Source organism: Gottfriedia acidiceleris (assembly GCF_002128425.1).
Classification (GTDB): domain Bacteria; phylum Bacillota; class Bacilli; order Bacillales; family Bacillaceae_G; genus Gottfriedia; species Gottfriedia acidiceleris.
Genome location: NZ_NESS01000006.1, coordinates 1 through 25,238, shown reverse-complemented (window position 1 = coordinate 25,238; position 25,238 = coordinate 1). Strand labels below are relative to the sequence as shown.

Here is a 25,238-nt window from a genome sequence, read left to right as displayed (position 1 = left end):
CTTAATCCAATATTGACGGTACTTTAACTTGTCCATCTTTGTGGTCTGGTGCATTTTTCAGTACCTCTTCAATTGGTAAACCTTTACCTGGCTCATCTTTACGTAATACATTACGCATTTTTAGAACATGTGTAGTAGGTTTTACATTCGTTGTATCAAGTTCACCTAACTGCTCAGCAAAATCTAAAATTGCTCCAAGTTGTTTTGAAAACTTCTCTGCTTCTTCCTCAGTCACCGCTAAACGTGCTAAATGAGCAACGTGCTTAACTTGCTCCATTGTAATTTTTGACATTTATATGCACCTCCATATTATTCGCACAACATACAATATACTGATAATACCAAATTTCCCATGTGTCGGGCAACATTCCACTTAAATCCAAGTAAAATAATTACAGACTGCTCGCCAAACGCCCGCTTTCTTCGTTTGATCACCTAACTGAAGTGCTTATTACTATCTACGGTAACTGCACTCCTTATCAGGTTCACATACCTCAAAAAGACATTCGTTTCCAAACAGTCTGAACATCAAATTTTGAATTAACCTACTTATAAAAATAAATCAAACGTTTGTTTAAATATGGATTAACGATTATTCAGTAGGGATTCTTGTTAGTTCAATTCCATATTTTTTAAAATACTCAATTGAATAATCATCCGGATAGCCTACATTATATACAACCCTAGTAATCCCAGCTCCATTTATCATTTTCGCACAAGCTCGACATGGTGCAGTTGTACAATAAATTGTCCAATTATCACCTTTCGTTTTTTGAATTCCTGATTGAACTAGTTGATAAATCGCATTTTCTTCAGCATGGAAAGCATCACAAGGATACTGATCTGAGTATTTACCACTATCTAATAGTCCTTCTTGACGAGCAACAAAGCGTGGACATCCTCCATCAATACAATGCTTAGCTCCTTTTGGATAACCATTATACCCAGAAGCAATTATTCTATTATCACTTACAATAACTGCTCCAACTCTTCTACTTCCACATGTTGAACGAAGAGAAGTTATAAATGCCTGTCCTAAAAAATAAGAGTCCCAATCATCACGAGTTCCTAAAGGAATTGAATCTACTAATTGAATAATTCTCTGTAAAATTTGCATGGAATCCCTTCTCTCTGTTCACTATCGTTTATTTAAAATTATAGCATAATAATATGGGGAAGGGCTTAGTTAGAAGTAATGTATTGAATATAAGAAAAAGAGCGTAATATTACTTACGCTCTTCATGGTATTAAATTTATAATTAGTACTGTTACAGCCGCTTTGTTAAATTATGTATTTGATTGTGAATAATTCCACAAAAAACTTTTAAAAAAATACCTAATTATGGCGCAAACATCAAAACGATTAAGATCAATTTTCGCTATAAATATTGATATTGTAAGTCCAATTATATAAAAAACACTTTGCCTTATTACGAAACCGCCCTGATACTGGCCACTTTTACTAGCTGAATAGATCGCAACAATACTAATAAGCATCAGACAAAAAAATAAAATTAGCATAATAAAGTCGTAGGATTTAAAAAAATCGTTTTTAGGGTTCATATTCAAAGTCCTCTGACATTCTTTACTTTTAATAAATTTCTTTAATAATTATACTAATTGCTTGATTGTATTTACTACGGAACAATTAGATGTTTCGAAAAACATTCAATTTTTAGACATACTATAGACATGAAATGAATAGTAATACAAAGAAACCCCACAAAGAAATTAGTTTCTCTGTGGGGTTTCTTCTTATAAAGGATGTCAATAAAACAAACCTTTACTCTATTTATTAAAGCATTTCTGAAGTTGTTTTACCTTGCATGTGAAGTACTAGGTAGTCTGGTCCGCCTGCTTTTGAGTCAGTACCTGACATGTTGAATCCACCAAATGGTTGGTAACCAACGATTGCACCAGTACATCCACGGTTGAAGTATAAGTTACCAGCGTGGAAATCTTCACGTGCTTTTTCGATGTTTGCACGGTTGTTAGAGATTACAGCACCTGTTAAACCATACTCAGTGTTGTTAGCGATCTCTAATGCGTGATCGAAGTCTTTAGCTTTACAGAATGCAACAACTGGTCCAAAGATTTCTTCTTTCATTAAGCGAGCATCTTCTTTAACGTCAGCAACGATTGTTGGTTTAATGAACCAACCAGTAGAATCGTCTCCTTCTCCACCTGTTACTACACGGCCTTCTTCACGTCCGATTTGTACGTAGCTCATTACTTTATTGAAAGCAGCTTGGTCATTAACTGGACCCATGTAAGTTGAACGGTCTTCTGGGTTTCCAACAGTTAATTCGTTTGTTAATTCGATTGCACGAGCAAGAACTTGATCATACACATCTTGGTGAATTACTGCACGAGAACATGCTGAACATTTTTGTCCAGAGAAACCGAATGCAGAAGCAACGATTGATTTAGCAGCTAATTCTAAATCAGCTTCTTTATCAACTACCATTGTGTCTTTACCGCCCATTTCAGCGATAACACGTTTTAACCAGATTTGACCTGGGTTAACTTTTGCAGCACGCTCATAAATACGGATACCTACTTCTTTAGAACCTGTGAAGCTGATGAAACGAGTGCGTGGGTGATCAACTAAGTAATCTCCTACTTCTGCACCACTACCTGGTACGAAGTTTACTACTCCTGCAGGTAATCCAGCTTCTTCTAATACTTCTAAGAATTTGTAAGCAACTACTGGAGTTGTACTTGCTGGTTTTAATAGAACAGTGTTACCTGTTACTACAGCAGCTACAGTTGTCCCAGCCATGATTGCAAATGGGAAGTTCCAAGGAGAGATTACAACACCAACTCCTAATGGAATGTAGTTGAAACGGTTATATTCACCAGGACGGCTTTCAACAGGAATTCCGTCTTTTAATTGTAACATTTGACGAGCATAGAACTCTAAGAAATCAATTGCTTCAGCTGTATCAGCATCTGCTTCATTCCAAGGTTTACCAGCTTCTTTCGTTAATAAAGCAGAGAATTCGTGTTTACGACGGCGAATAATTGCAGCCGCACGGAATAAGATATCAGCACGAACTTCAGGTTTAACTTTTTTCCATGTATTAAAAGTTGTATCAGCAATTTGCATAGCTTTTTCAGCTAATTCGCGGCTTGCTTTAGATACAGATCCAATAACTTCTTTATGATTTGAAGGATTTACAGATACGATTTGTTCTTCTGTAAAGATACGCTCTCCACCAATGATTAGTGGATATTTTTCACCTAAATAAGATGAAACTTTTACTAACCCTTGTTTGTATTGTTCTTGATTTTCCTCTAAGCCAAAATTAGTAAATGGCTCATGTTTGTAAGGTATAACCATTGAATAAATCCCCCTTTAGTTTGAAAATAGCAATAACTGCAACCGTTTTTCTATCAGTTTTTTCAGTCAATTGCTAGTAGAATAACTACTAAATAAAAAACTCACAATTACATAATACAATATTCCTATATATACTTCAATTCTGAAACGCTTACAGATTTTTCCCTTAAATAAAAAAAGGAAGAGTGGTCCTCTTCCTTTTAGTTATAAATATGCACACTTGGTTCCTTAGCATCTACTTCTTTTACGATGAGCGCTTCCTGTCCATTTGACGAGTAGATATTCGTCTCAACCTTTAAGTATGAAGGGAAATGGTCCATCATAAGTCCTGCTACATATTGAGTAAAAGCTATGACTTCTGCCTTACCATAAAATTGCATAGGTATATCAATTTTTAGTTGTATTAATTCATTATCCTTATAAAATCCAGTGCCTACAACACCAGTATAATTCGGAAAATAATTTTCTATATCTGATTTAAAATTGACCATTTTCATTGCATCATCTCGGTAATCTGCCGTTGCAGCAGCTGAAGGGAATAAATAGTATTTCTCATTTATTTTATCCCAATTACTAATCGAGAAATCATTTCCAGAAACTGATGTCATAGCAACATAGTTTCCAGGTACAACAGATGACTGGCTTTGCTGACGGAAAATAGCAAATGTGATTGGAATATCTTTAAATTCATCCATTTTTCGCACTCGCGTTAAAATTTCTTGAGCGATCGCTTTACCTTGTTTAATCATTTCATCTTGAGGAATTTTAAGCTCTCTTGGGTAGCCATGTTCCTCTTGATAATAATAAACAGAGTTCATTGCTAAACCAATTGCTACTCCCTCAACTTTAACTTCTTTTCCGTCCTTTTTAAGATAATCCTGTTCTAAAATAGAATTTAAAAAAATCGGAGCCTGTTTAGCTTTTTGATCTTCAGTAATATTTTTTGTGTCTGTTTGAATCGGATTCAATCCATCATTTGTAATCGAATTCGGTTTTAAATTTGCACTCTTAAGAGCATCTTGTTTTTGTTTAAATTGAGCAGGAGTATACTTCCTGTTCAGCCATGATTCCACTGTTTTTTTACTTAATAGTTGTCCTTCTTGATACAAATAATCTTTTGTTGAATATTGCTCTTGTACAATTCGCATTAAACCTAATTCAAATTCACTAATATCAAGTCTATTATCGATATTTGCTACGACAGCACCTCTTGTTTTACTCGGCTTAAATGGAAGTATTGTCTTGTAATAATCATTTGAAATTGAATAACGGGGTATAATTGCGTCTTCCCCTTTTTTGTTATTGCTCTCTTGTACAACCTTATCTTCATTCTTTATTGATAATGAACAGCCAGATAAGATGAGCGAAAAACAACATAGGAGCATCCCTATACGTTTTTTCATCTAACTCACACCTTCTATTTATTAAGTGAACGAACTAATACCTCATTAATCCGTCCTCTAATTGATTGTAATAGTTATTGTGGTTGAAGCTCTTTAATCATTCTTTCTTCATCCCATATCTCGATATTTAATTTACGTGCAGCATCTAATTTCGATCCAGCAGCCTCACCTGCAATGACTAAATCAGTACTCTTACTCACACTTCCTGCTACTTTTGCGCCAAGTGCTTCTAATTGTTTCTTAGCCTCACTTCTAGTCATCTGTTCTAGCTTACCAGTTAATACTACTGTTTTACCAGCAAAAAGAGAATCCATATTAATATTTTCTACTTGAATTCCTTTATATTCAGTATTTACGCCAACAGATTTAAACGTTGAAATAAGTTCTTTCACTTCGTCTTGTGAAAAATAATCATTAATAGACTGGGCCATTTTAGAACCAATTTCATTTATTCCGGTTATTTCCTCAACCGATGCTTCCATAATTCGATCAATTGTTTGGAAATGCTGTGCTAATGTTTTTGCTGCTTTTGCGCCAACATGACGAATACCTAATCCAAACAATAATTTTTCAAGTGAATTTTCTTTAGAAGCTTGTATCGCAGAAATTAATTTTTCTGCTGACTTTTCTCCAAATCGTTCTAATGATAATAATTGTTCTTTCGTTAGAAGAAAAAGATCTGTAAATGTCTTAATCAAATTTGCATCAAATAATTGTGCTACTACTCTTTCGCCTAAACCTTCAATATTCATTGCATCACGAGACGCAAAATGAATTAATCCTTCACGAATTTGAGATGGACAGAAAGGATTTACACAACGTAGTGCTACTTCACCTGGTACTCTTATTAGCTCATGATCACAAGAAGGGCAATGAGTTGGCATTGCAAAAGGCTGTTCATCCCCAGTACGACGATCTAATAGTACATTTACGACCTCCGGAATAATATCCCCAGCCTTGCGAATAACGACTGAGTCACCAATTCGAATGTCTTTTTCCTTAATTAAATCTTCATTATGAAGCGATGCACGTTTAACTACTGTACCTGCAACACGAACAGGTTCTAAAATTGCAGTTGGTGTTACCACACCTGTACGTCCAACACTTAATTCGATATCTACTAATTTTGTAACTACCTCTTCAGCTGGGAACTTGAATGCAATAGCCCATCTTGGTACTTTAGCTGTAGATCCTAACTTTTTCTGAATACTGTATTCATCCACTTTTATTACAATTCCATCAATCTCATAAGGTAAGGATGGACGTTTTTCTTTCCATCCCTCAACGTATTCAATTACTTCTTCAATTGTATGGCATGTTTTACGGTACGTATTTGTTTTAAATCCAAGCTTATGAAGATAGTCTAACGCTTCACTATGCTTTTGAATTGAAAATTCCTCAGCTGTAGGGAACCCATAAACAAAAAATGATAAATCTCTCTTTGCAACAATTTTAGGGTCAAGTTGGCGTAATGAACCAGCCGCTGCATTTCTTGGATTAGCAAATAATTCTTCACCATTCTTTTCACGCGATTCATTAACCTTTTCGAAGCTAGCTTTTGGCATGAATGCTTCACCACGAGCTTCTATTGAAATGGGCTCAGATAGTCTTAATGGAATTGCTTTAATCGTCTTTAAATTATGCGTAATATCTTCCCCAACTGTACCATCACCACGAGTTGCACCTTTAACAAACAATCCATTTTCATACTGCAGGGAAACGGCTAAACCGTCTATTTTAAGTTCACAAACATAAGAAACCCCCGCTGAATCCTGTCTAATTCTTTGGTCGAAATCTCTTAAATCTCCTTCATTAAACGCATTTCCAAGGCTTAACATAGGATGACTGTGAACGACTTTTTCGAACAAATCAATTGCCTGTCCACCTATACGTTGAGATGGAGAATCTGGTGTTACAATTTCAGGATATTGTTCTTCTAATCCAATTAGTTCATGTAATAGTGAGTCATACTCGGCATCAGGCACTGATGGCTGATCCAATACATAATACTCATAGTTGTATTGATTTAATTTTGTTCTTAGTTCTTCAACTTTATCATTGATTTTTTGATCCATAAGCACTCCATCCCTTCTATGCTTTCGTAATTGGAGCAAATTTTGCCAATAAACGCTTAATACCTACAGGGCTTGGGAAAGCAATATCTAACTCCATCGCCTCACCTTCTCCTTTTACGCTTACAACTGTACCAATTCCCCATTTACCATGAGAAGCTTTATCTCCAACTCGCCAACCAAGTGACTCGCCACCTGTTGTTTTCATTGCCACTGCTGGTCTAGATACAGCACGGCGCTCAGTTACTACTTTCTTATTTGCACGATCTAATAGTTCATCAGGTATTTCATTAATAAAGCGAGATTCTTGGTTTACACTAGTGCGACCATAAAGTGTACGTGTTTGAGCATTCGTAATATATAAATCTTTTTCCGCACGTGTGATCCCTACATATGCAAGTCTTCTTTCTTCCTCCATTTCTTCTTCGTCCATTAAAGAACGACTATGTGGGAAAATACCTTCTTCCAAACCTATTAGAAAGACTACTGGGAACTCTAATCCTTTTGCAGAGTGAAGCGTCATAAGTATTACCTCATCTGCTTGGGACTCTTCTTTATCCGCTTGATCGATATCAGAAACTAATGCTAAATCAGTTAAAAATGATACTAAACTTTTATCCTCACTGCTTTCTTCAAAAGCGTTTGTAACTGTTAAAAACTCTTCAATATTTTCAATTCTAGATGCAGATTCTATTGTATTTTCATCTTTTAACATTTGGATATAACCGGTTTTATCAAGTACTTCTTCAACTAGCTCAGTTACTGATAAATAATCTAGCATCTGCTGCCAGTTTTTCGTCATAGCATGGAAATCTCCAACTGCTTTCGTAATTTTCCCACTTAATCCAACGAAATCAATTTGCTCTAATGTATCCGATAAAGATAAGTCATTCATAATGCTATAGTTAATAATTTTATCTACAGACGCCGCACCTACACCACGTTTTGGCACATTAATAATTCTTGAAAAACTGATCTCGTCATCTGGATTAGCAATAAATCTTAAGTAAGCAAGAACATCTTTAATCTCTTTACGATCATAGAACTTTACTCCGCCGACCATTTTATAAGGAATATTAGATTTAACTAAAACTTCCTCCATTGCACGTGATTGTGCATTCGTACGATATAGTATTGCAACATCGCCATATTGACGAATGCCTTCTTTCTTCCACTCTGCTAGCTTCCCAGCTACAAAATATCCTTCGTCTTGTTCAGAGGCAGCTCTAAAATAATGAATCGGAGTACCTTGTCCATTTTCTGTCCATAGCTTTTTCGCTTTACGATTTGAATTATTCGTAATAACTGCGTTAGCTGCATCAAGAATCGTTTGAGTCGAGCGATAGTTTTGTTCTAACAGAATTACTTGTGCTTTTTCGTAATCTTTTTCGAATGAAAGAATATTAGAAATATCCGCACCACGCCAGCGATAAATTGATTGGTCTGAATCACCTACAACGCAAATATTTTTGAATTGTTCAGCTAGTAATTTAACTATTTTATATTGTGCATGGTTTGTATCTTGATACTCATCTACGTGAATATATTGAAATTTTCGTTGATAATATTGTAGTACTTCTGGAACACGTTCAAACAAATTAATCGTCATCATAATTAAATCATCAAAGTCTAATGAATGATTTTTACGAAGTCGATCTTGATAAGACGCATAGATTTCCCCAACAACTTTTTCATACGGAGTAAAAGCATCTCTTGAATAATCTGCAGCAGTTTGCAGTTCATTTTTTGCACTACTAATTGTTCCTAGAATACTACGTGGATCAAATTTCTTTGAATCTAAGTTTTTCTCTTTCAGGATATTTTTTATTACCGTTAATTGGTCAGTTGTATCTAATATAGAAAAACTTCTATTAAAGCCAATACGATCAATATCTCTACGAAGGATACGAACACACATTGAGTGAAATGTTGAAATCCAAATATCCTCTGCATCTTTTCCAACTAGATTAAAGATACGCTCTTGCATCTCTCTAGCTGCTTTGTTTGTAAATGTGATCGCAAGTATATTCCAAGGAGCGACACCTTTTTCACCTAATAAATATGCAATTCGATGTGTTAGTACTCGAGTCTTACCTGAACCTGCTCCAGCCATAATTAATAAAGGGCCATCAACCGTTTTAACGGCTTCTTTTTGCATTGGATTTAAACCATGCAATAATTCTTCTGCTGTTTTCATTACTTCGTCGCTCCTTCTTTCACAGCTTTCACAGTAAGTAAAGCCTCTTGTAAGTTATCATATATAATGTTCCCAACAACAATCGTATCAGCAAATTGCTTCATTTCAATTGCTTTTTGAGCTGATGAAATTCCCCCACCATAGAATAATTTCGTATTGTTTAATACTTTTGATACTTCTTCTACAACCTGAGGAGAACCATATGTGCCGCTATATTCTATATAAAAAATCGGTAATTTTAATAATTTCTCAGCAACCTCTGCATAAGCCATAATATCTTCTACTGAAAGATCAGTCACTGCACTAGTAAGCTTCGCCGCCTTGCATTCACTATTTAGAATACAATAACCTTCCATTACTAATTCCTCAGCATGTACTAAATGGGCGAATTCTTTCATAGCTTGTTGGTGCATACCTACAATCCATTTAGGATCGGTACTGTTTAAAACTGTTGGGATAAAATAAAAATCATAACCTGGAGTTACAGCTTCAAGATTTGATACCTCTAAAATACATGGTACTGCATAACGTCTTATTCTAACTAGTAAAGATATCGTGGCATCTAACGTTACATCGTCAGTCCCACCAACTAAAATTGCATCCGTTCCTGACTCGCAAATTTTTTCTAATTCATCATCAGAAATTTCTTTGTTTGGATCTAATTTAAATATGTGATTCCATTGTGAATAATCGTACATTTTGTCCTCCGGAAATGTTTTTAAACTATTTATTTAAGTACTTTTTATCAAAAATATAAATGTATTGTATCTTATTAAAAAGGAAAAGTAACCCTGCGTCCCCATTTTAAGTAATTAATGCTAATTGTTTCCTATGATATTGAAACAATTAAAGGGAAAAATGGTAAAGAGTGATGTAGTCACTGATACTTATTATAAGGGGAGTTACTGTTGAGACCAAATATTAGTATTATAAATGCACTTATACGTATAACTGCTGGCTTGACAATTTTAGCTTATGGCACAGCAAAGCTCACACGCAGAAGATGTAGTAATTCTATAATCATTTTGATCATAATCGGTGCCATGAAAGTCGCCGAGGGAGTTTTACGTTTTTGCCCAATGACTGCTCTTGGTAAGAAATGTATGATTATGGCAGATAAACACGACGAGGGAGATACATTCGAAGATTACATTCAACCTTCATAAAAGTAGTTTATCAAATATGGTGTAGATTGTATAGATAAAAATAGAACACTAGTTCTTATTCTAACAAGAAATAGGGTCGTCATTTATAATTAATGACGACCCTTTCTTATTAATTATTTACTTTAATTGCTTTATGCCCTATATCGTGGCGATAGAATAAGCCAGTTGATTGAATCGTATCAATTTGCTTATATACATTTTCGCAAGCTTCGTTAATTGAGCTTCCTTTATGTGCAATGATTAATACTCTTCCACCATTTGTTACAAATTCATTATTTTCAAGCTTTGTACCAGCGTGGAAAACCATTGTATCGTTAGTTACACTGTTTAATCCATTTATAACAGCACCTTTTTCAGGAACTTCAGGATATCCATTTGCAGCAAGTACAACCCCAACAACAGCTTCATCTGACCATTCTAAATGGATTTCTTCTTCATTCAATATTCCTAATAACACTTCAGCTAACTCACTCTCTAAACGAGGTAATACAACTTCAGTCTCTGGATCCCCAAATCTTGCATTAAACTCGATTACTTTAGGTCCCTGGCTTGTTAACATTAAACCTGCATATAGTATTCCAGTAAAATGTCTTCCTTCAGAAATCATTGCTTCTGCAACTGGTAATACGATTTCTTTTAAAGATTTTTCAACAACTGACTCTGAGATTTGTGGTACTGGTGAATAAGCACCCATACCACCCGTATTAGGTCCTTTGTCTCCATCATAAGCACGTTTATGATCTTGAGCGATTACCATAGGATAAACCTTATTCCCGTTAACAAACGACATTAGCGAGAATTCTTCACCTTCTAAATATTCTTCAATTACAACAGATGCACTTGCATCACCGTACTTTTCATCAAGTAGCATGTCATGAAGGCTTATGATTGCCTCTTCAATTGTCATCGCTACAACTACACCTTTACCAGCTGCTAATCCATCAGCTTTAATAACGATCGGTGCTCCAACTTTTTCAATATAGGCTTTTGCTTCTTCAAAATTAGTAAACGTTTCATATGCTGCCGTCGGAATAGCGTACTTTTTCATTAAATCCTTTGTAAAGCTTTTACTTCCTTCGATAATTGCTGCTTCTTTAGTTGGTCCAAAAATCTTTAAATTAGCAGTTCGAAAATCATTTACAATTCCGTTCATTAAAGGAACTTCAGGACCAACGATTGTTAAATCAATTTCTTCCTTTTTTGCAAATGCAATAAGTGCTTCATGGTCACTTTCATCAATATTGACAAGTGTTGCAACATCAATCATTCCATCGTTTCCTGGAGCAACAAATACATCCGTTACATTCTCCGATTGATTTACCTTCCAAGCAATTGTATGCTCACGGCCTCCGCGACCAATGACTAATACTTTCATCTTGTCATCTCCTTATTTCTTAATGTTTAAAGTGACGAACCCCTGTAAAGACCATTGCAATTCCATATTCATCAGCTTTTTTAATTGAATCTTCATCTTTGATTGATCCACCTGGTTGAATAATTGCTGTAATTCCAGCTTTAGCTGCTGCTTCTACTGTATCATTCATCGGGAAAAATGCATCTGAAGCTAACGCCGCACCATTTGATTTTTCACCAGCTTGTTCAATCGCAATTTTTGCAGCTCCAACGCGATTCATTTGACCTGCACCAACACCAATTGTCATATGATCTTTCGCTAAAACAATCGCATTTGATTTAACATGCTTTACAACTTTCCATCCTAATTTTAAATTCTCCCACTCTTCTTGTGTCGGTTGACGTTTTGTAGGGATTGAAATCGTTGCATCATCTAATCCAAATGTATCCATGTCTTGACGTAATAACCCACCATGAACTGTCGTTAATTTAGGTGCAAATGTAGGTTTAGTTTCTAAGTCCACTGTTAATAAACGTAAGTTCTTTTTACTCGTTAAGATTTCTAAAGCTTCTTCACTGAATGAAGGAGCGATAATAATTTCTAAGAATAATTCATGCATTTTCTTAGCTGTAACAGCATCAACTTCACGGTTTGTCGCGATAATTCCTCCAAAAATTGAAACTGGATCAGCAGTATAAGCACGATCATAAGCTTCTTCAACTGTAGTACCTTCGCCTACTCCACAAGGATTCATGTGTTTTACAGCGACAACAGCTGGATTTGAGAATTCGCGTACAATATTTAATGCTTCATTTGCGTCATTAATATTGTTATAAGAAAGCTCTTTACCATGTAATTGCTCTGCATAAGCAATAGATGAAACTGTTGGCACCTGCGCACGATAGAATGTTGCTTTTTGGTGAGGATTTTCACCATATCGTAAAGATTGCTTTAATTCGTAAGAAACAGTATAGCTTTCAGGATTTTCTTCTCCAACTTGCTCTGTTAAATAGTTAGAAATTAATGAATCATAAGCTGCTGTATGACGGAAAACTTTAGCAGCTAATCGACGGTTCGTTTCAATAGAAACTGTATTATTTTCAGCTAACTCAGCTAAAATTACTTCATAATCTGTTGGGTCAACTACTACAGATACAAACTCATGATTTTTAGCAGCTGAACGAAGCATTGTAGGGCCACCGATATCGATATTTTCAATTGCATCTTCAAATGTAACATCAGGCTTCATGATTGTTTCTTTAAACGGATATAAATTTACACAAACTAAATCAATTGGCTGAATACCTAACTCGTTCATTTGACGCATATGTTCTTCATTTGAACGAACGCCTAGTAAACCTCCGTGAATTGAAGGATGTAATGTTTTTACACGACCATCCATAATTTCTGGAAAGTTAGTTACTTCTGAAATACCAATTACATTTAATCCAGCATCTTTTAATAAATTAAAAGTTCCACCTGTTGAAATAACTTCAAAATCATGTTTAATTAATCCACTTACAAATTCAATAATCCCTTGTTTATCTGAAACGCTAACTAAAGCTCGTTTTTTCATGATACATTCCCCTATCTAATCGATTTCCATGCTCTATATCTAATCTAGTTAACTAAACAATTTTTTAAGTGTTTGCACATATAAAACATGCTCGACACTATGAACCTTTTGCTCAAGAGACTCCTTAGAATCTCCCTTTTCAATTAGAATTTCTTCTTGTGCAATAATTGGACCAGTGTCCATTCCTTCATCGACATAATGAACGGTTACACCTGTCGATTCGACACCAGCTAGGAGAGCTTGACCAATTGCGTCTTTTCCAGGAAATAATGGTAGAAATGAAGGATGAATATTTACAATTTTCCCAGGAAATGAGTCTAAAATTGTCGGACCAATTAATCTCATATAGCCAGCTAATACGATAAATTCGACATCTAACTCTTTAAGATGGGCAATAATTTCACCTTCATACTGCTCTTTTGATTCATAGTTTTTCGCTGAAAATTTAAATGATGGAATATTTGCTTGCTTTGCTCGTTCGATACAAAATGCATTTGGACGATCACAAACAAGTAATTTCACTTCAGCATTCACTTCTCCGCTTTTAGTTGCATCAAGAATGGCTTGAAAGTTGCTACCATTTCCTGAAGCAAATACGGCAATCTTCTTCATTACAGAGAACCTCCACCAAAGGTTACACCTTCGCCTGCTTTTGTTCTTCCGATAATAAATACTTTTTCTCCGTCTTCTTCTAATAGTTTAATAGTGTCATGAAAGTTCTCTTCACTAACCGCAAGAACCATACCGATACCCATATTAAAAATATTAAACATTTCTTCACGCTTTAATTCACCAATCTCTTCTAATAAATCAAAGATTGGTTGGATTGGCCATGAACCATAATCAATTTCAGCACCAATTCCTTCTGGTAACATTCTAGGGATATTTTCAATAAATCCGCCACCAGTTATATGAGCCATACCTTTTACTTCGAATTTTTTAAGGACATTTAAGATTGGTTTTACATAAATTTTTGTAGGACGTAACAGTTCTTCGCCTAAAGTATGACCTAATTTATCAATATGTTGATCAAGTGTTAATCCACCTTTTTCTAATAAAACCTTACGAACTAGAGAATAACCATTACTATGGATACCGTTTGATGAGATTCCTAATAAGATATCTCCTTCTTTAATGTTTTGTCCTGTTACAAGTTTTGGCTTGTCAACAATCCCTACTGCAAAGCCAGCAATATCATATTCATCTTCTGGATACATACCAGGCATTTCTGCAGTTTCTCCTCCAACTAATGAGCAACCTGCTTGTACACAGCCATCTGATACACCTTTTACAATTTGTTCAATCCTCTCAGGTACAGCCTTCCCAACAGCTAAGTAATCTAGGAAAAATAAAGGCTCCGCTCCTTGAACCACAATATCATTCACACACATCGCGACTGCATCAATGCCAATCGTATCGTGACGGTCCATTTGGAAAGCTAATTTTAATTTTGTCCCTACTCCATCTGTCCCTGATACAAGAACTGGTTCCTTATAGTTGAACTTGGAAAGATCAAACATTCCTCCAAATCCTCCTAATCCACCAAGAACTTCTTGACGCATTGTTTTTTGAACGTGTTTCTTCATTCTGTTCACTGCTTCATAGCCAGCTTCGATATCTACTCCAGCTTGTTTATATGCATTCGCCATGTGATGATTTCCCCTTTCAGTTCCTTATGAATAGATTCAATTCAAAAGAGGCGACGACTTTGCTCGCCGCCTCTATTTTTTTTATTTTAATTATGAGAATGTACTAATTCATTTTCATCATAGATTACTGTTGGATATTTCCCTGTAAAGCAAGCAGTACATTGACCTCTATTTGGTCCTTCATGATTTCTACCAATAGCATTTAGTAATCCTTCTAGACTAATAAATTCTAATGAATCTGCACCAATTTCTTCGCATATTTCTTCTATTGTATTAGTTGCGGCAATTAACTCTTCTCTTGTTGAAGTGTCAATACCGTAATAGCAAGGATTTTTCAATGGCGGTGCGCCAATACGAACATGAACTTCACTTGCACCTGCATCACGTAACATTTGTACGATTCGGCGGCTTGTAGTTCCACGAACGATTGAATCATCTACCATTACTACACGTTTACCCTCTACGATTGAACGAACTGGAGAAAGTTTCATCTTAACCCCTTGCTCTCTAAGTTCTTGAGAAGGTTGGATAAATGTGCGACCTACATAACGATTTTTAATCAAGCCAAGTTCATATGGAATACCAGATTCTTCTGCGTAACCAACTGCTGCTGAAATACTTGAATCAGGAACACCGATTACTACGTCTGCTTCTACAGGAGCTTCTTTTGCTAATACACGCCCCATACTTTTTCGTGCAGCATGAACATTGATATTATCAATATTGCTGTCTGGACGAGAGAAATAAATATATTCCATACTACAAATTGTGTGATTAACTGATGAAGTAAACTGATCAGTTTCGACCCCATTATCTGAAATAATAAGTAATTCTCCCGGATTAATATCTCGAATATATTTCGCTCCAACTACATCGAATGCACACGTCTCTGAAGCTACAACATAAGCATCACCTAGTTTAGCTAACGCCAATGGTCTAAAACCATTTGGATCTAGTGCGACATACATTGCATCTTTTGTTAGAACTAAGTAAGCGAAAGCTCCTTTGATCATATTTAAAGATGCTTTAATGCTATCCTTTAATGGAGCAGAGCCATTACGTTTAATTAAGTGAGCAAGTACTTCAGTATCAGAAGTAGTTTGAAAAATACTACCTTGCATCTCTAAATCTTTACGTAATCTTGAAGCATTTACTAAATTACCATTATGGGCAAGAGCAATGCTTCCTGTATGCGATTGGAATAATAGAGGCTGAACATTTTCATAGCCTCCTCCGCCTGCAGTTGCATAACGAACATGACCAATAGCAGCTTTTCCGTGTAAATCATTTAATTGACCTTTACTGAAAACTTCTGTTATTAATCCAAGCCCTTTTGCACCTTCAAGCTCATTCCCATCAGTTACAACAATTCCCGCTCCTTCTTGGCCTCTATGTTGTAAGCTATGAAGACCATAGTAGGAGATTTGGGCAGCATCAGTATGCCCCCAAATTCCAAATATTCCACACTCTTCGTTTAGTCCTTTTATTTCAGCAAGCATGGGATCGCCTCTTTCCAAGCTTGTTTCAGTTCCTCAACTGAAGCATGAAGAACTGTTTCATTCTTTTCATTACGAACTGTTACTGATGTTTCTTCTGTAACTGTACCGATTAACTTTGCATCTACTAATGCTTCGAATTGTTCTTTATGTTCAGGTTTAACTGAAAGTAAGAAACGTGATTGAGTTTCGCTAAATAATGAAACAACCTCATTTCCTTCAATCGTAATAGTTGCACCGACTTCTGACGGACCAAATGTGCTTTCTGCAATCGCTACAGCTAAACCACCCTCAGAAATATCGTGTGCTGAAGCAACTACACCTGCTTGAATAGCAGCAAGAATTTGCTCTTGGCGACTAGATTCAATCGCTAAATCAATACTTGGTGCTTTACCAAAGATTTTGCCATTTAATAATTTTTGAAGCTCACTTCCACCAAATTCAGCTTCTGCCTCACCGATTACATAAATTAAATCGCCAGCAGTTTTAAAGTTTTGAGTCGTGATATGCTCGACATCTTCAATTAGACCTACCATACCAACTACAGGTGTTGGGTAAACTGCTTCACCATTTGTTTCGTTATATAATGATACGTTACCACCGATTACAGGAGTACTTAATACATTACAAGCTTCACTCATACCATCTGTTGCTTTTTCTAATTGCCAGAAAATCTCAGGTTTTTCAGGATTTCCGAAGTTTAAGCAATCTGTAATTGCAAGTGGACGAGCTCCTGAACAAACTACATTACGAGCTGCTTCTGCTACTGCAATTTTCCCACCAACTTCAGGATCTAAATATAAGTAGCGTGCATTACAGTCAGTTGTCATTGCTAGTGCTTTTTTTGTATCACGAATTCTGATTACTGCAGCATCTGAACCTGGAGCAACTACTGTATTTGTACGAACCATATAATCATACTGACCGTAAACCCACTCTTTACTTGCGATTGTAGGTTGAGAAAGTAATTGTTTTAACGTTTCTTTTGAATCACTAATTTCAGGAATATAGTTTTCCATCGCTTGGAACTCACCATAATATGCAGGTTCAGTTGATGGCTTATGATACACTGGAGCTTCTTCAGCAAGAGCATCTACAGGTAATTCAGCTACAACCTCACCTTTATGAAGTAAGCGAAGCATCTTATCATCTGTAACACGTCCTACAGATACAGCATGTAAATCATACTTTTCAAATAAGTCTACGATTTCTTGCTCTCTACCTTTTTCTACAACTAATAACATACGTTCTTGAGATTCTGATAGCATCATTTCGTAAGCTGTCATACCAGCTTCACGTTGAGGAACTAGATCAAGATTCATCTCGATTCCCATTCCTGCTTTTGAAGCCATCTCAGCAGATGAAGATGTTAAACCAGCTGCGCCCATATCTTGAATACCAACAAGAGCGTCATTTTGAACAACTTCTAAACATGCTTCAAGTAATAACTTCTCCATAAATGGATCGCCTACTTGAACCGCTGGACGTTTCTCATCAGATGCATCAGATAACTCTTCAGAAGCAAAAGTTGCACCATGAATTCCGTCACGACCAGTTGAAGCACCAACGTACATTACTGTATTTCCAGCACCATGCGCTTGACCTTTTTTAATATCTTTATGATTGATTAATCCAACACACATTGCATTTACTAAAGGATTGCCTTCGTAACATGGATCGAAGTTTACTTCTCCACCAACTGTTGGAATACCAATACAGTTTCCATATCCAGCAATACCTGCAACTACTTCTTCAAATAAATACTTAACTCTTGGAGTTTCTAATTCACCAAATCGTAAAGAATTTAGAAGTGCAACAGGACGTGCTCCCATTGAAAATACATCACGTATAATTCCACCTACACCAGTTGCAGCACCTTGGTATGGTTCAATTGCAGATGGGTGATTATGGCTTTCGATTTTAAATACTACAGCTTGTTCATCGCCAATATCAACAATACCTGCTCCTTCACCTGGTCCTTGTAACACATGCTCACCACTGATTGGGAATTTGCGTAATAAAGGTTTTGAGTTTTTATAACTACAATGTTCAGACCACATTACTGAGAATAATCCAAGCTCTGTATAGTTCGGATTGCGACCAATAATTGATTTGATTAATTGAAACTCTTCATCAGTTAAGCCCATAGTGGCATAAATTCTATCATTTTCAATTTGAATTGGATTTGGCTCAAGAAGTAACGACATGGTTTTCCCTCCAGTTTCTTACAATCGAACGAAATAGTTGAAGTCCGTCTGCACTACCTAATAATACATCAACTGCACGCTCAGGGTGTGGCATCATACCTAATACATTTCCTTTTTCATTAACAATTCCTGCGATATCATCTAAACTACCGTTCGGATTATTTTGATAACGGAAAACTATCTGATTATTACTTTTAAGTGATTCGTATGTTTCTTGATCGCAATAGTAATTTCCTTCCCCATGTGCGATTGGTACAGTAATTACTTGACCTTTTTCATAACCAGTTGTAAACATTGATTCATTGTTTTCAACAACTAGCTCTACTTGTTTACACATAAATTTTAATTTCTCATTACGTCTAAGAGTACCTGGTAGCAGACCTGCTTCAGTTAGGATTTGGAATCCATTACAAACGCCAAATACTGGTTTACCTTCAGCAGCAGCTTTCTTCACAGCATCCATCACGTTTGCAAAACCTGCAATTGCGCCAGAGCGTAAGTAATCTCCATATGAGAAGCCACCTGGTAATAAGATACCATCAAATTCATCTAAATTCGTTGAATCATGCCATACGTATTCTACTTCTTCGCCTAACTCATCTTTGATTGCATGATACATATCAACATCACAATTTGAGCCCGGGAACACAATTACTGCAAACTTCACTGTGCGACTACCTCCTCTACCTCATAACGGTAATCTTCAATTACGATGTTTGCTAATAACTTTTCACACATTTCTTTTACTGTAGTATCTAAATCTGCAACATTTTTATCAATTAATAATTCCATATATTTACCGATACGAACATCTTGAACTTCGCTAAAATTCATGCTATGAAGTGCGTTTTTAACTGCATTTCCTTGTGGATCTAAAACACTTTCTCTTAATGTAACGAATACTCTTACTTTGAACATGATAATCCCCCTAAGCGTTTTAAAATTTCTTCGTATCCATCTGTTAAGTTACCTAAATCTCTACGGAATACATCTTTATCAAATTTCGCGTTTGTATCTTTATCCCATAATCGGCAAGTATCTGGTGAAATCTCATCTGCTAACAAAATTGTTCCATCATTTAATTTGCCAAACTCTAATTTAAAATCGACTAAACGAACATTACATGCATTAAACTGTTCTACTAGTACATCATTAACACGGAGAGCAATCTCTTTAATTGTTTCAAGATCTTCAGTTGTTGCTAGTTTAAGTGCAGCGATATGATCTTCATTAATAATTGGATCACCTAAATCATCACGTTTGTAATAAAACTCAATGATTGGCTTTTCTAACCTAACACCTTCATCTAATCCCATGCGTTTCGATAAGCTACCAGCAACGATATTTCTAACAACTACTTCAATTGGTACAATTGTTACTCGTTTTACAAGTTGTTCAAGTTCTGATGTTTTTTCTACGAAATGAGATGCAATACCTGATTCCATTAACTTTGAAAATAGTAAACTAGTAATTGCATTATTCAAGCGACCTTTACCGGCAATTTCTGCTTTCTTTTCACCGTTAAATGCAGTTGCTGAATCTTTGTACTCAACTCTTACAATTTCAGGATTCTCAGTTGAGAAAATTCTTTTTGCTTTTCCCTCATACAACATTACTTGCTCTGCCATGCTAACAATGCCTCCCATATCCTCATTTAAACACCCAATAGAATTTATGCTTTATCTGTTATTTGAATTGTTTGGCTAAGAATTTTTTTCTCTAATCTTAGCCAAACAATATTTATTAATTTAATCCTAAGCGTTCAAAAATTGTGTCGACTTGACTTAAGTGGTAGCTGTAGTCAAAGCAATCATTAATTTCTTCTTGAGATAATAAAGAAGTAATTTTTTCTTCTGCTTCTACAAGCTCTTTAAACTGTACTTGCGTTTCCCATGCTTCCATTGCTTTTGGTTGAACAGTATCATAAGCCTCTTCACGTGACATTCCTTTTTCAATTAAAGCAAGAAGTACACGTTGAGAATAAATTAATCCGTAAGTACGGTCCATGTTACGTTTCATATTCTCAGGGAATACTGTCAGGTTTTTAACAATATTTCCAAATCGATTTAACATGTAATTTAAAAGTATTGTTGCATCTGGTAAGATGATTCTTTCTGCAGATGAATGTGAGATATCTCTTTCATGCCAAAGTGATACATTTTCATAAGCTGTAACCATATGGCCTCTAATTACACGAGCTAATCCTGTCATGTTTTCAGATCCAATTGGATTACGTTTATGTGGCATTGCAGAAGAGCCTTTTTGACCTTTTGCAAAGAATTCTTCAACTTCACGAGTTTCACTTTTTTGTAATCCACGTACTTCAGTTGCAAACTTCTCAATTGAAGTTGCAATTAAAGATAATGTTGCCATGTAGTGAGCATGACGATCACGTTGTAATGTCTGAGTTGAAATTGGAGCTGCTTGAATTCCTAACTTTTCACAAACATATTCTTCAACAAACGGAGGAATATTTGCGTATGTTCCAACAGCGCCTGAGATTTTACCTACTCGAACTGTTTCAATCGCATTCTTAAATCGATCTAAGTTACGTTTCATTTCTTCAGTCCATAATGCAAGTTTTAGTCCAAAAGTAGTTGGTTCTGCATGTACACCGTGAGTACGTCCCATCATTACTGTGTACTTATGTTCTTTAGCTTTCGTTTCAAGAATTCCGATAAAGTTCTCTAAATCTTTTAATAAGATATCGTTAGCTTGGCGTAGTAAGTATGAAAGCGCCGTGTCTACTACGTCAGTTGATGTTAAGCCATAATGTACCCATTTACGTTCTTCACCTAATGTTTCAGAAACTGCACGTGTGAATGCAACTACGTCATGACGTGTTTCTTTTTCAATTTCATAAATTCGGTTTATATCGAAAGAAGCTTTTTCACGTAACACTTTTACGTCTTCTTTAGGAATATCTCCTAATTCAGCCCATGCTTCACATGCTAATATTTCTACTTCTAACCAAGCTTTAAATTTGTTTTCTTCTGTCCAAATTGCTGCCATTTCTGGGCGTGAATAACGTTCAATCATATTTTTACCTCCACTGGGTTCTGTTCCCAAATTCCTAACTCTTTTACTTTTTGCATCGCTAGTTCTGTTGATGCTGCCATTATATTAATATGTCCCATTTTACGGCCTTTTTTGCTTTCGTCTTTACCATAAAGATGGACATTTAATGTACTATCATTTTGCATTACATTCAATACTTCTTCAACATGTTCACCTAATATATTCACCATTACTACTGGTTTTAGTAATTCCGTATTACCCAATGGTAAATTACAAACCGCTCGTATATGCTGCTTAAACTGTGAAGTTTCAACTGCCTCCATCGTATAGTGTCCTGTATTATGTGGACGTGGAGCTAATTCATTAATATAAACTTGCTCATCTTCTGTTACAAATAACTCGATGGCTAAAACACCTACAAGATGGAATGAGCTAGCAACTTTTTTTGCATAGTTCTCTGCTGTTTCTATTACAAAGTTTGAGGTATTTGCCGGTACTGTTGAAGTATGCAGAATTTGATTTATATGAACATTCTCTGCTATTGGAAACGTACTTACTTCTCCATTACTATTTCTTGCGACAATTATTGACAATTCTTTTTCAAAAGGAACCCAACCCTCAAGAATACATTGCTGTTTTTTAACAAGTTCTAGTGCTTCTACAAAGTCTTCTTCAGTTCTTAAAACAACTTGCCCTTTTCCATCATAACCACCAGTTGTCGTTTTCAAAACAGCTGGTAAACCGATTGCTGTGACTGCTTCAGAAAATTGTTCTTCATTTTCTACTAAACGAAATGGAGCAACTTTTATGCCTAAATTTTGAATAGCTGTTTTTTCAGTTAATCTATTTCTTGTTAGTTTTAATAATTCACTACCTTGAGGTAAATAGGAATGTTCATCTAAATACTCAAGAGCATTTACATCAATATTTTCAAATTCATATGTTATAACATCACTTACTTGCGCAAGCTGTTTAATTGCTTCTATATTAGAATATTCTGCCGTAATCTCTATATCAGATACTTGCCCACAAGGCGAGTTTGGAGTAGGATCTAAAACAGCTATTTTATAGCCCATTTCTTTCGCTGAAAGCGCCATCATTCTTCCAAGTTGGCCTCCGCCGATAATCCCTATTGTTTGTCCTGGTAGAATTACTTTACTATTCATAGTGACTCACTGCTTTCTAAAACTTGTTTAGTAGTGTTTTCACGACGAGTTTCTAATGCTAAACAAATTTCATGATCTTGGATACTTAATACTTGAGCAGCAAGTAATCCTGCATTCGTCGCACCTGCTTTACCAATTGCAACAGTTGCAACAGGTACTCCACCTGGCATTTGTACAATTGATAATAACGAATCTAATCCATTTAAAGCTTTTGATTGTACTGGCACACCAATTACTGGAAGTGTCGTTTTTGCTGCTACCATACCTGGTAAGTGAGCAGCTCCGCCTGCACCTGCTATAATTACTTTAATACCACGCTCTCTAGCTGATTCTGCATACTCAAACATTAAATCTGGCGTACGATGTGCCGAAACAACTCGTTTCTCATAGCTAATATTTAGCTCCTCTAACACATCACAAGCATGTTTCATTGTTTCCCAATCACTTGTACTCCCCATAATGACCCCAACTAACGGTTTCATCTACTTATCCCCCAAGTTTATTCGCTTTTTTTTATTTTTATAAAAAATTTCCAACAAAAAACGCCTAAATAGAAATATCCCTCTATGGTGAGAAAGATAATCTACTTAGGCGCATACAAATAACGTACACGTGTGATTAACTTCCCCTCATAGTCCAGTAATTTAAGGTTACTAGGTAGAAACTTTTGGGCCATATTCCCAAACTTATATGAGGTTTGCTAAATTTCCTATCTCTATAGTAACAATTTATAACTCTTTTTTCAACAAAATATGAATGTTTTTCTTAAAAAATATTTTAATGTTCGTGTTTTACACAGTTTTTTACATTCTATGATGTCTATTTTTATTAAATTACTGATAGCAACTGTAATTTTTTTATTTCTTATTCGGATTTCTAATATCGAATAAGAAATGTAGAACAAAAAAACTATCTATCCCTATAATAAATAGGAAAGATAGCTTTTTCAATTATTGACTTTTATTAAGATCCGTTACTTTAGTTGGAGTTGTTGTTACTTTGAATCCATCTTTTGTTGTAAATAAGTCGGATTTTTTCAGTTTAATCCTATGTTTTAAACTAATAATTATTTTCTTTAGAAATAAAAAAGGTGACCTAAGCGGTTACACCTTTTTTAAATTAGATAATACTAATTTTTTATTATACTTTCAATTTCCTCTATTAGTTCAGACTGAATCTTATCCACTTTTGAAAAGTCCATAGCTTCAATATAAATAGCTTCTAATTCGTCTCTAAGTACTTTAGCTTCTGCCAAGTAAGAAATTGCTTCTTTCATTTTCTCTTTATATGAATTGGTTGTTCTTTCAATTTCATCAGCGTATTTCTCATCTGTTCCCGGCGTAATACATCTTTCGTACATATCAATAATCTCATCATTTTCACGATCTGGAAAATATTCATGCGGTGCTGTACTGTCAAAGATCGCAATGCTTTTTTCAGGGATAATTACCATATCTAGACTGTTTGGATCAAATCCACAATGATATATTTCTACATCAAAACCTTTTTTTTCTCCAGCAGCCGCTATTTTCTTTAACATTGTTGATTTACCAGAACCAGCTCTACCTTTTATAAAATAACGCTTTTCAATGTCTTCTGTTAAATTTTGAATATAATCAACTGCACCACTTGGAGTTGCTGCACCTAAAAATCTATGTTTTACCTTTGAATCTTTTTCAGTATTATTGTCACTATTATAAAAAAGCATTATCAATTCGTTAGTCAGTTTATTAGCCTCTACAAAGTCCATATTAGAAATATAAATTTCTTCAATCTCATCATGAGCCCTTAAGGAAGCCGCAAATGTGTCATATGCCGTTTGAAACTTTTTAGAAATTTCATCATTTAGTGATAGTATTGCTTCCCTTTGTACTGATAATTTCTTAGAATCCCAAGCAACACCTAAATTCACATATTCCTCTATCACCCCGGGAGCTTTTGGTTCAATTACATGTGGTGCTGTTCCGTCTACTATACCTATTTTAAATTTCGGGATTATTAAGCCATCAACTGAATTTGTATCTGAAGAACAATGTAAATATTCAATATCGATCCCCTTATTTACAACCACATCTCCAATAGTTTTCATTAATGTTGATTTCCCAGTACCTGGACCACCTTTTAGAATGAATAGTTTATCTAAATCTTCTAAAGCTGAGTCATAGAGATTATAAAACCCTTTTGCAGTATTACCTCCTGCATAATAATTGAGTATTTTTCCTCTCATTTTTTTCCCTCCATTCAATCTAAGTTATGTAGATTTATTAATAAGGGTGTTTGCCTAGTGTTAATTACTTTTTAATATTTTTGCAAAAGTAAATTAACTTGTTAGTTTTTATCCGAATTTGTTGGTGATCCCTAAGGTTATCATTTAGGCTTTTGATATCTTCTCTCTTTATGTAAAGTCATAATATGAAGTTACATTTACAAATTTGATTATAAAAAAACATCAGCCTAATAGCTGATGTTTTTGTTTACCAGGCGACGTTCTACTCTCACAGGGGGAAACCCCCAACTACCATCGACGCTGAAGAGCTTAACTGCCGTGTTCGGTATGGGAACGGGTGTGACCTCTTCGCAATAATCACCTG

21 protein-coding genes, 1 rRNA gene and 1 riboswitch are annotated in these 25,238 nt (G+C 35.4%); of the genes, 1 reads left to right on the top strand and 21 read right to left on the bottom strand.

Annotated elements, in window-relative coordinates; translation table 11 throughout:
- Position 1: 1 nt before the first annotated feature.
- The 7 genes from gatC to pcrB form a co-directional block, all read right to left on the bottom strand.
- Positions 2 to 292: an Asp-tRNA(Asn)/Glu-tRNA(Gln) amidotransferase subunit GatC gene (gatC, locus tag B6K90_RS12665; protein WP_069032659.1), complete on the bottom strand. Its 291-nt coding sequence runs from the start codon at positions 290 to 292 to the stop codon at positions 2 to 4.
- Between the two features lie 300 nt (positions 293 to 592).
- Complete coding sequence (locus B6K90_RS12660; RefSeq protein ID WP_088013137.1) at positions 593 to 1,117, bottom strand: deoxycytidylate deaminase; 525 nt, start codon at positions 1,115 to 1,117, stop codon at positions 593 to 595.
- A gap of 678 nt (positions 1,118 to 1,795) precedes the next feature.
- A complete protein-coding gene (pruA, locus tag B6K90_RS12650; RefSeq protein WP_088013135.1) occupies positions 1,796 to 3,343 on the bottom strand; it encodes an L-glutamate gamma-semialdehyde dehydrogenase in 1,548 nt (515 codons plus the stop codon).
- Between the two features lie 200 nt (positions 3,344 to 3,543).
- Positions 3,544 to 4,746 carry a CamS family sex pheromone protein gene (locus B6K90_RS12645; protein ID WP_088013134.1) on the bottom strand — a complete coding sequence of 401 codons (1,203 nt, stop codon included), beginning with the start codon at positions 4,744 to 4,746 and terminating at the stop codon, positions 3,544 to 3,546.
- A 74-nt stretch (positions 4,747 to 4,820) separates the two neighbouring features.
- The gene (gene ligA, locus B6K90_RS12640; protein WP_088013133.1) at positions 4,821 to 6,821 is read right to left on the bottom strand and encodes an NAD-dependent DNA ligase LigA; all 2,001 of its coding nucleotides are present in this window, start codon (positions 6,819 to 6,821) and stop codon (positions 4,821 to 4,823) included.
- 16 nt (positions 6,822 to 6,837) lie between these two features.
- Positions 6,838 to 9,015, bottom strand: coding sequence for a DNA helicase PcrA (gene pcrA, locus B6K90_RS12635; protein ID WP_088013132.1), 2,178 nt, complete (start codon positions 9,013 to 9,015; stop codon positions 6,838 to 6,840).
- Complete coding sequence (pcrB, locus tag B6K90_RS12630) at positions 9,015 to 9,713, bottom strand: heptaprenylglyceryl phosphate synthase (RefSeq protein ID WP_088013131.1); 699 nt, start codon at positions 9,711 to 9,713, stop codon at positions 9,015 to 9,017. The genes pcrA and pcrB overlap by 1 nt, the downstream gene beginning before the upstream one ends.
- Before the next feature lie 210 nt (positions 9,714 to 9,923).
- Between pcrB and B6K90_RS12625 the strand changes: the two genes are divergently transcribed.
- Positions 9,924 to 10,181 carry a YgaP family membrane protein gene (locus tag B6K90_RS12625; RefSeq protein ID WP_235821796.1) on the top strand — a complete coding sequence of 86 codons (258 nt, stop codon included), beginning with the start codon at positions 9,924 to 9,926 and terminating at the stop codon, positions 10,179 to 10,181.
- A gap of 109 nt (positions 10,182 to 10,290) precedes the next feature.
- Here the strand turns inward: B6K90_RS12625 and purD are convergent, their stop codons facing one another.
- The 14 genes from purD to rrf form a co-directional block, all read right to left on the bottom strand.
- Positions 10,291 to 11,556, bottom strand: a complete 1,266-nt coding sequence (gene purD, locus B6K90_RS12620; RefSeq protein WP_088013129.1) for a phosphoribosylamine--glycine ligase — start codon at positions 11,554 to 11,556, stop codon at positions 10,291 to 10,293.
- A 19-nt stretch (positions 11,557 to 11,575) separates the two neighbouring features.
- Entirely contained in the window at positions 11,576 to 13,111 is a 1,536-nt protein-coding gene (purH, locus tag B6K90_RS12615) for a bifunctional phosphoribosylaminoimidazolecarboxamide formyltransferase/IMP cyclohydrolase (RefSeq protein WP_088013128.1), read from the bottom strand.
- Between the two features lie 48 nt (positions 13,112 to 13,159).
- Positions 13,160 to 13,723, bottom strand: a complete 564-nt coding sequence (purN, locus tag B6K90_RS12610) for a phosphoribosylglycinamide formyltransferase (protein WP_088013127.1) — start codon at positions 13,721 to 13,723, stop codon at positions 13,160 to 13,162.
- Entirely contained in the window at positions 13,723 to 14,760 is a 1,038-nt protein-coding gene (purM, locus tag B6K90_RS12605) for a phosphoribosylformylglycinamidine cyclo-ligase (RefSeq protein ID WP_088013126.1), read from the bottom strand. Before purM ends, purN begins: the two co-directional genes overlap by 1 nt.
- Positions 14,761 to 14,846: 86 nt before the next feature.
- Positions 14,847 to 16,259: an amidophosphoribosyltransferase gene (gene purF, locus B6K90_RS12600; RefSeq protein WP_088013125.1), complete on the bottom strand. Its 1,413-nt coding sequence runs from the start codon at positions 16,257 to 16,259 to the stop codon at positions 14,847 to 14,849.
- Positions 16,244 to 18,463, bottom strand: coding sequence for a phosphoribosylformylglycinamidine synthase subunit PurL (purL, locus tag B6K90_RS12595; protein ID WP_088013124.1), 2,220 nt, complete (start codon positions 18,461 to 18,463; stop codon positions 16,244 to 16,246). The genes purF and purL overlap by 16 nt, the downstream gene beginning before the upstream one ends.
- Positions 18,447 to 19,130 (bottom strand): phosphoribosylformylglycinamidine synthase subunit PurQ, encoded by a 684-nt coding sequence (gene purQ / locus B6K90_RS12590; protein WP_088013123.1) that lies wholly within the window; start codon positions 19,128 to 19,130, stop codon positions 18,447 to 18,449. Before purQ ends, purL begins: the two co-directional genes overlap by 17 nt.
- The gene (gene purS, locus B6K90_RS12585; RefSeq protein WP_069032645.1) at positions 19,127 to 19,381 is read right to left on the bottom strand and encodes a phosphoribosylformylglycinamidine synthase subunit PurS; all 255 of its coding nucleotides are present in this window, start codon (positions 19,379 to 19,381) and stop codon (positions 19,127 to 19,129) included. The genes purQ and purS overlap by 4 nt, the downstream gene beginning before the upstream one ends.
- Positions 19,369 to 20,091, bottom strand: coding sequence for a phosphoribosylaminoimidazolesuccinocarboxamide synthase (gene purC / locus B6K90_RS12580; RefSeq protein ID WP_088013122.1), 723 nt, complete (start codon positions 20,089 to 20,091; stop codon positions 19,369 to 19,371). Before purC ends, purS begins: the two co-directional genes overlap by 13 nt.
- Before the next feature lie 115 nt (positions 20,092 to 20,206).
- Complete coding sequence (gene purB / locus B6K90_RS12575; RefSeq protein ID WP_088013121.1) at positions 20,207 to 21,502, bottom strand: adenylosuccinate lyase; 1,296 nt, start codon at positions 21,500 to 21,502, stop codon at positions 20,207 to 20,209.
- A complete protein-coding gene (gene purK / locus B6K90_RS12570; protein ID WP_088013120.1) occupies positions 21,499 to 22,647 on the bottom strand; it encodes a 5-(carboxyamino)imidazole ribonucleotide synthase in 1,149 nt (382 codons plus the stop codon). The genes purB and purK overlap by 4 nt, the downstream gene beginning before the upstream one ends.
- Entirely contained in the window at positions 22,644 to 23,129 is a 486-nt protein-coding gene (gene purE, locus B6K90_RS12565; RefSeq protein WP_088013119.1) for a 5-(carboxyamino)imidazole ribonucleotide mutase, read from the bottom strand. Before purE ends, purK begins: the two co-directional genes overlap by 4 nt.
- A gap of 130 nt (positions 23,130 to 23,259) precedes the next feature.
- Positions 23,260 to 23,361: riboswitch (purine riboswitch) on the bottom strand.
- Positions 23,362 to 23,776: 415 nt separating this feature from the next.
- The gene (locus tag B6K90_RS12560) at positions 23,777 to 24,874 is read right to left on the bottom strand and encodes a PRK06851 family protein (RefSeq protein WP_088013118.1); all 1,098 of its coding nucleotides are present in this window, start codon (positions 24,872 to 24,874) and stop codon (positions 23,777 to 23,779) included.
- A gap of 249 nt (positions 24,875 to 25,123) precedes the next feature.
- Positions 25,124 to 25,238, bottom strand: a 5S ribosomal RNA gene (gene rrf, locus B6K90_RS12555).

Bases quoted from the DNA above. Each gene is read 5' to 3' on its own strand.
- gatC (WP_069032659.1), bottom strand. From the start codon at position 292: ATGTCAAAAATTACAATGGAGCAAGTTAAGCACGTTGCTCATTTAGCA.
- B6K90_RS12660 (WP_088013137.1), bottom strand. From the start codon at position 1,117: ATGCAAATTTTACAGAGAATTATTCAATTAGTAGATTCAATTCCTTTA.
- pruA (WP_088013135.1), bottom strand. From the start codon at position 3,343: ATGGTTATACCTTACAAACATGAGCCATTTACTAATTTTGGCTTAGAG.
- B6K90_RS12645 (WP_088013134.1), bottom strand. From the start codon at position 4,746: ATGAAAAAACGTATAGGGATGCTCCTATGTTGTTTTTCGCTCATCTTA.
- ligA (WP_088013133.1), bottom strand. From the start codon at position 6,821: ATGGATCAAAAAATCAATGATAAAGTTGAAGAACTAAGAACAAAATTA.
- pcrA (WP_088013132.1), bottom strand. From the start codon at position 9,015: ATGAAAACAGCAGAAGAATTATTGCATGGTTTAAATCCAATGCAAAAA.
- pcrB (WP_088013131.1), bottom strand. From the start codon at position 9,713: ATGTACGATTATTCACAATGGAATCACATATTTAAATTAGATCCAAAC.
- purD (WP_088013129.1), bottom strand. From the start codon at position 11,556: ATGAAAGTATTAGTCATTGGTCGCGGAGGCCGTGAGCATACAATTGCT.
- purH (WP_088013128.1), bottom strand. From the start codon at position 13,111: ATGAAAAAACGAGCTTTAGTTAGCGTTTCAGATAAACAAGGGATTATT.
- purN (WP_088013127.1), bottom strand. From the start codon at position 13,723: ATGAAGAAGATTGCCGTATTTGCTTCAGGAAATGGTAGCAACTTTCAA.
- purM (WP_088013126.1), bottom strand. From the start codon at position 14,760: ATGGCGAATGCATATAAACAAGCTGGAGTAGATATCGAAGCTGGCTAT.
- purF (WP_088013125.1), bottom strand. From the start codon at position 16,259: ATGCTTGCTGAAATAAAAGGACTAAACGAAGAGTGTGGAATATTTGGA.
- purL (WP_088013124.1), bottom strand. From the start codon at position 18,463: ATGTCGTTACTTCTTGAGCCAAATCCAATTCAAATTGAAAATGATAGA.
- purS (WP_069032645.1), bottom strand. From the start codon at position 19,381: ATGTTCAAAGTAAGAGTATTCGTTACATTAAGAGAAAGTGTTTTAGAT.
- purC (WP_088013122.1), bottom strand. From the start codon at position 20,091: ATGGCAGAGCAAGTAATGTTGTATGAGGGAAAAGCAAAAAGAATTTTC.
- purB (WP_088013121.1), bottom strand. From the start codon at position 21,502: ATGATTGAACGTTATTCACGCCCAGAAATGGCAGCAATTTGGACAGAA.
- purK (WP_088013120.1), bottom strand. From the start codon at position 22,647: ATGAATAGTAAAGTAATTCTACCAGGACAAACAATAGGGATTATCGGC.
- purE (WP_088013119.1), bottom strand. From the start codon at position 23,129: ATGAAACCGTTAGTTGGGGTCATTATGGGGAGTACAAGTGATTGGGAA.
- B6K90_RS12560 (WP_088013118.1), bottom strand. From the start codon at position 24,874: ATGAGAGGAAAAATACTCAATTATTATGCAGGAGGTAATACTGCAAAA.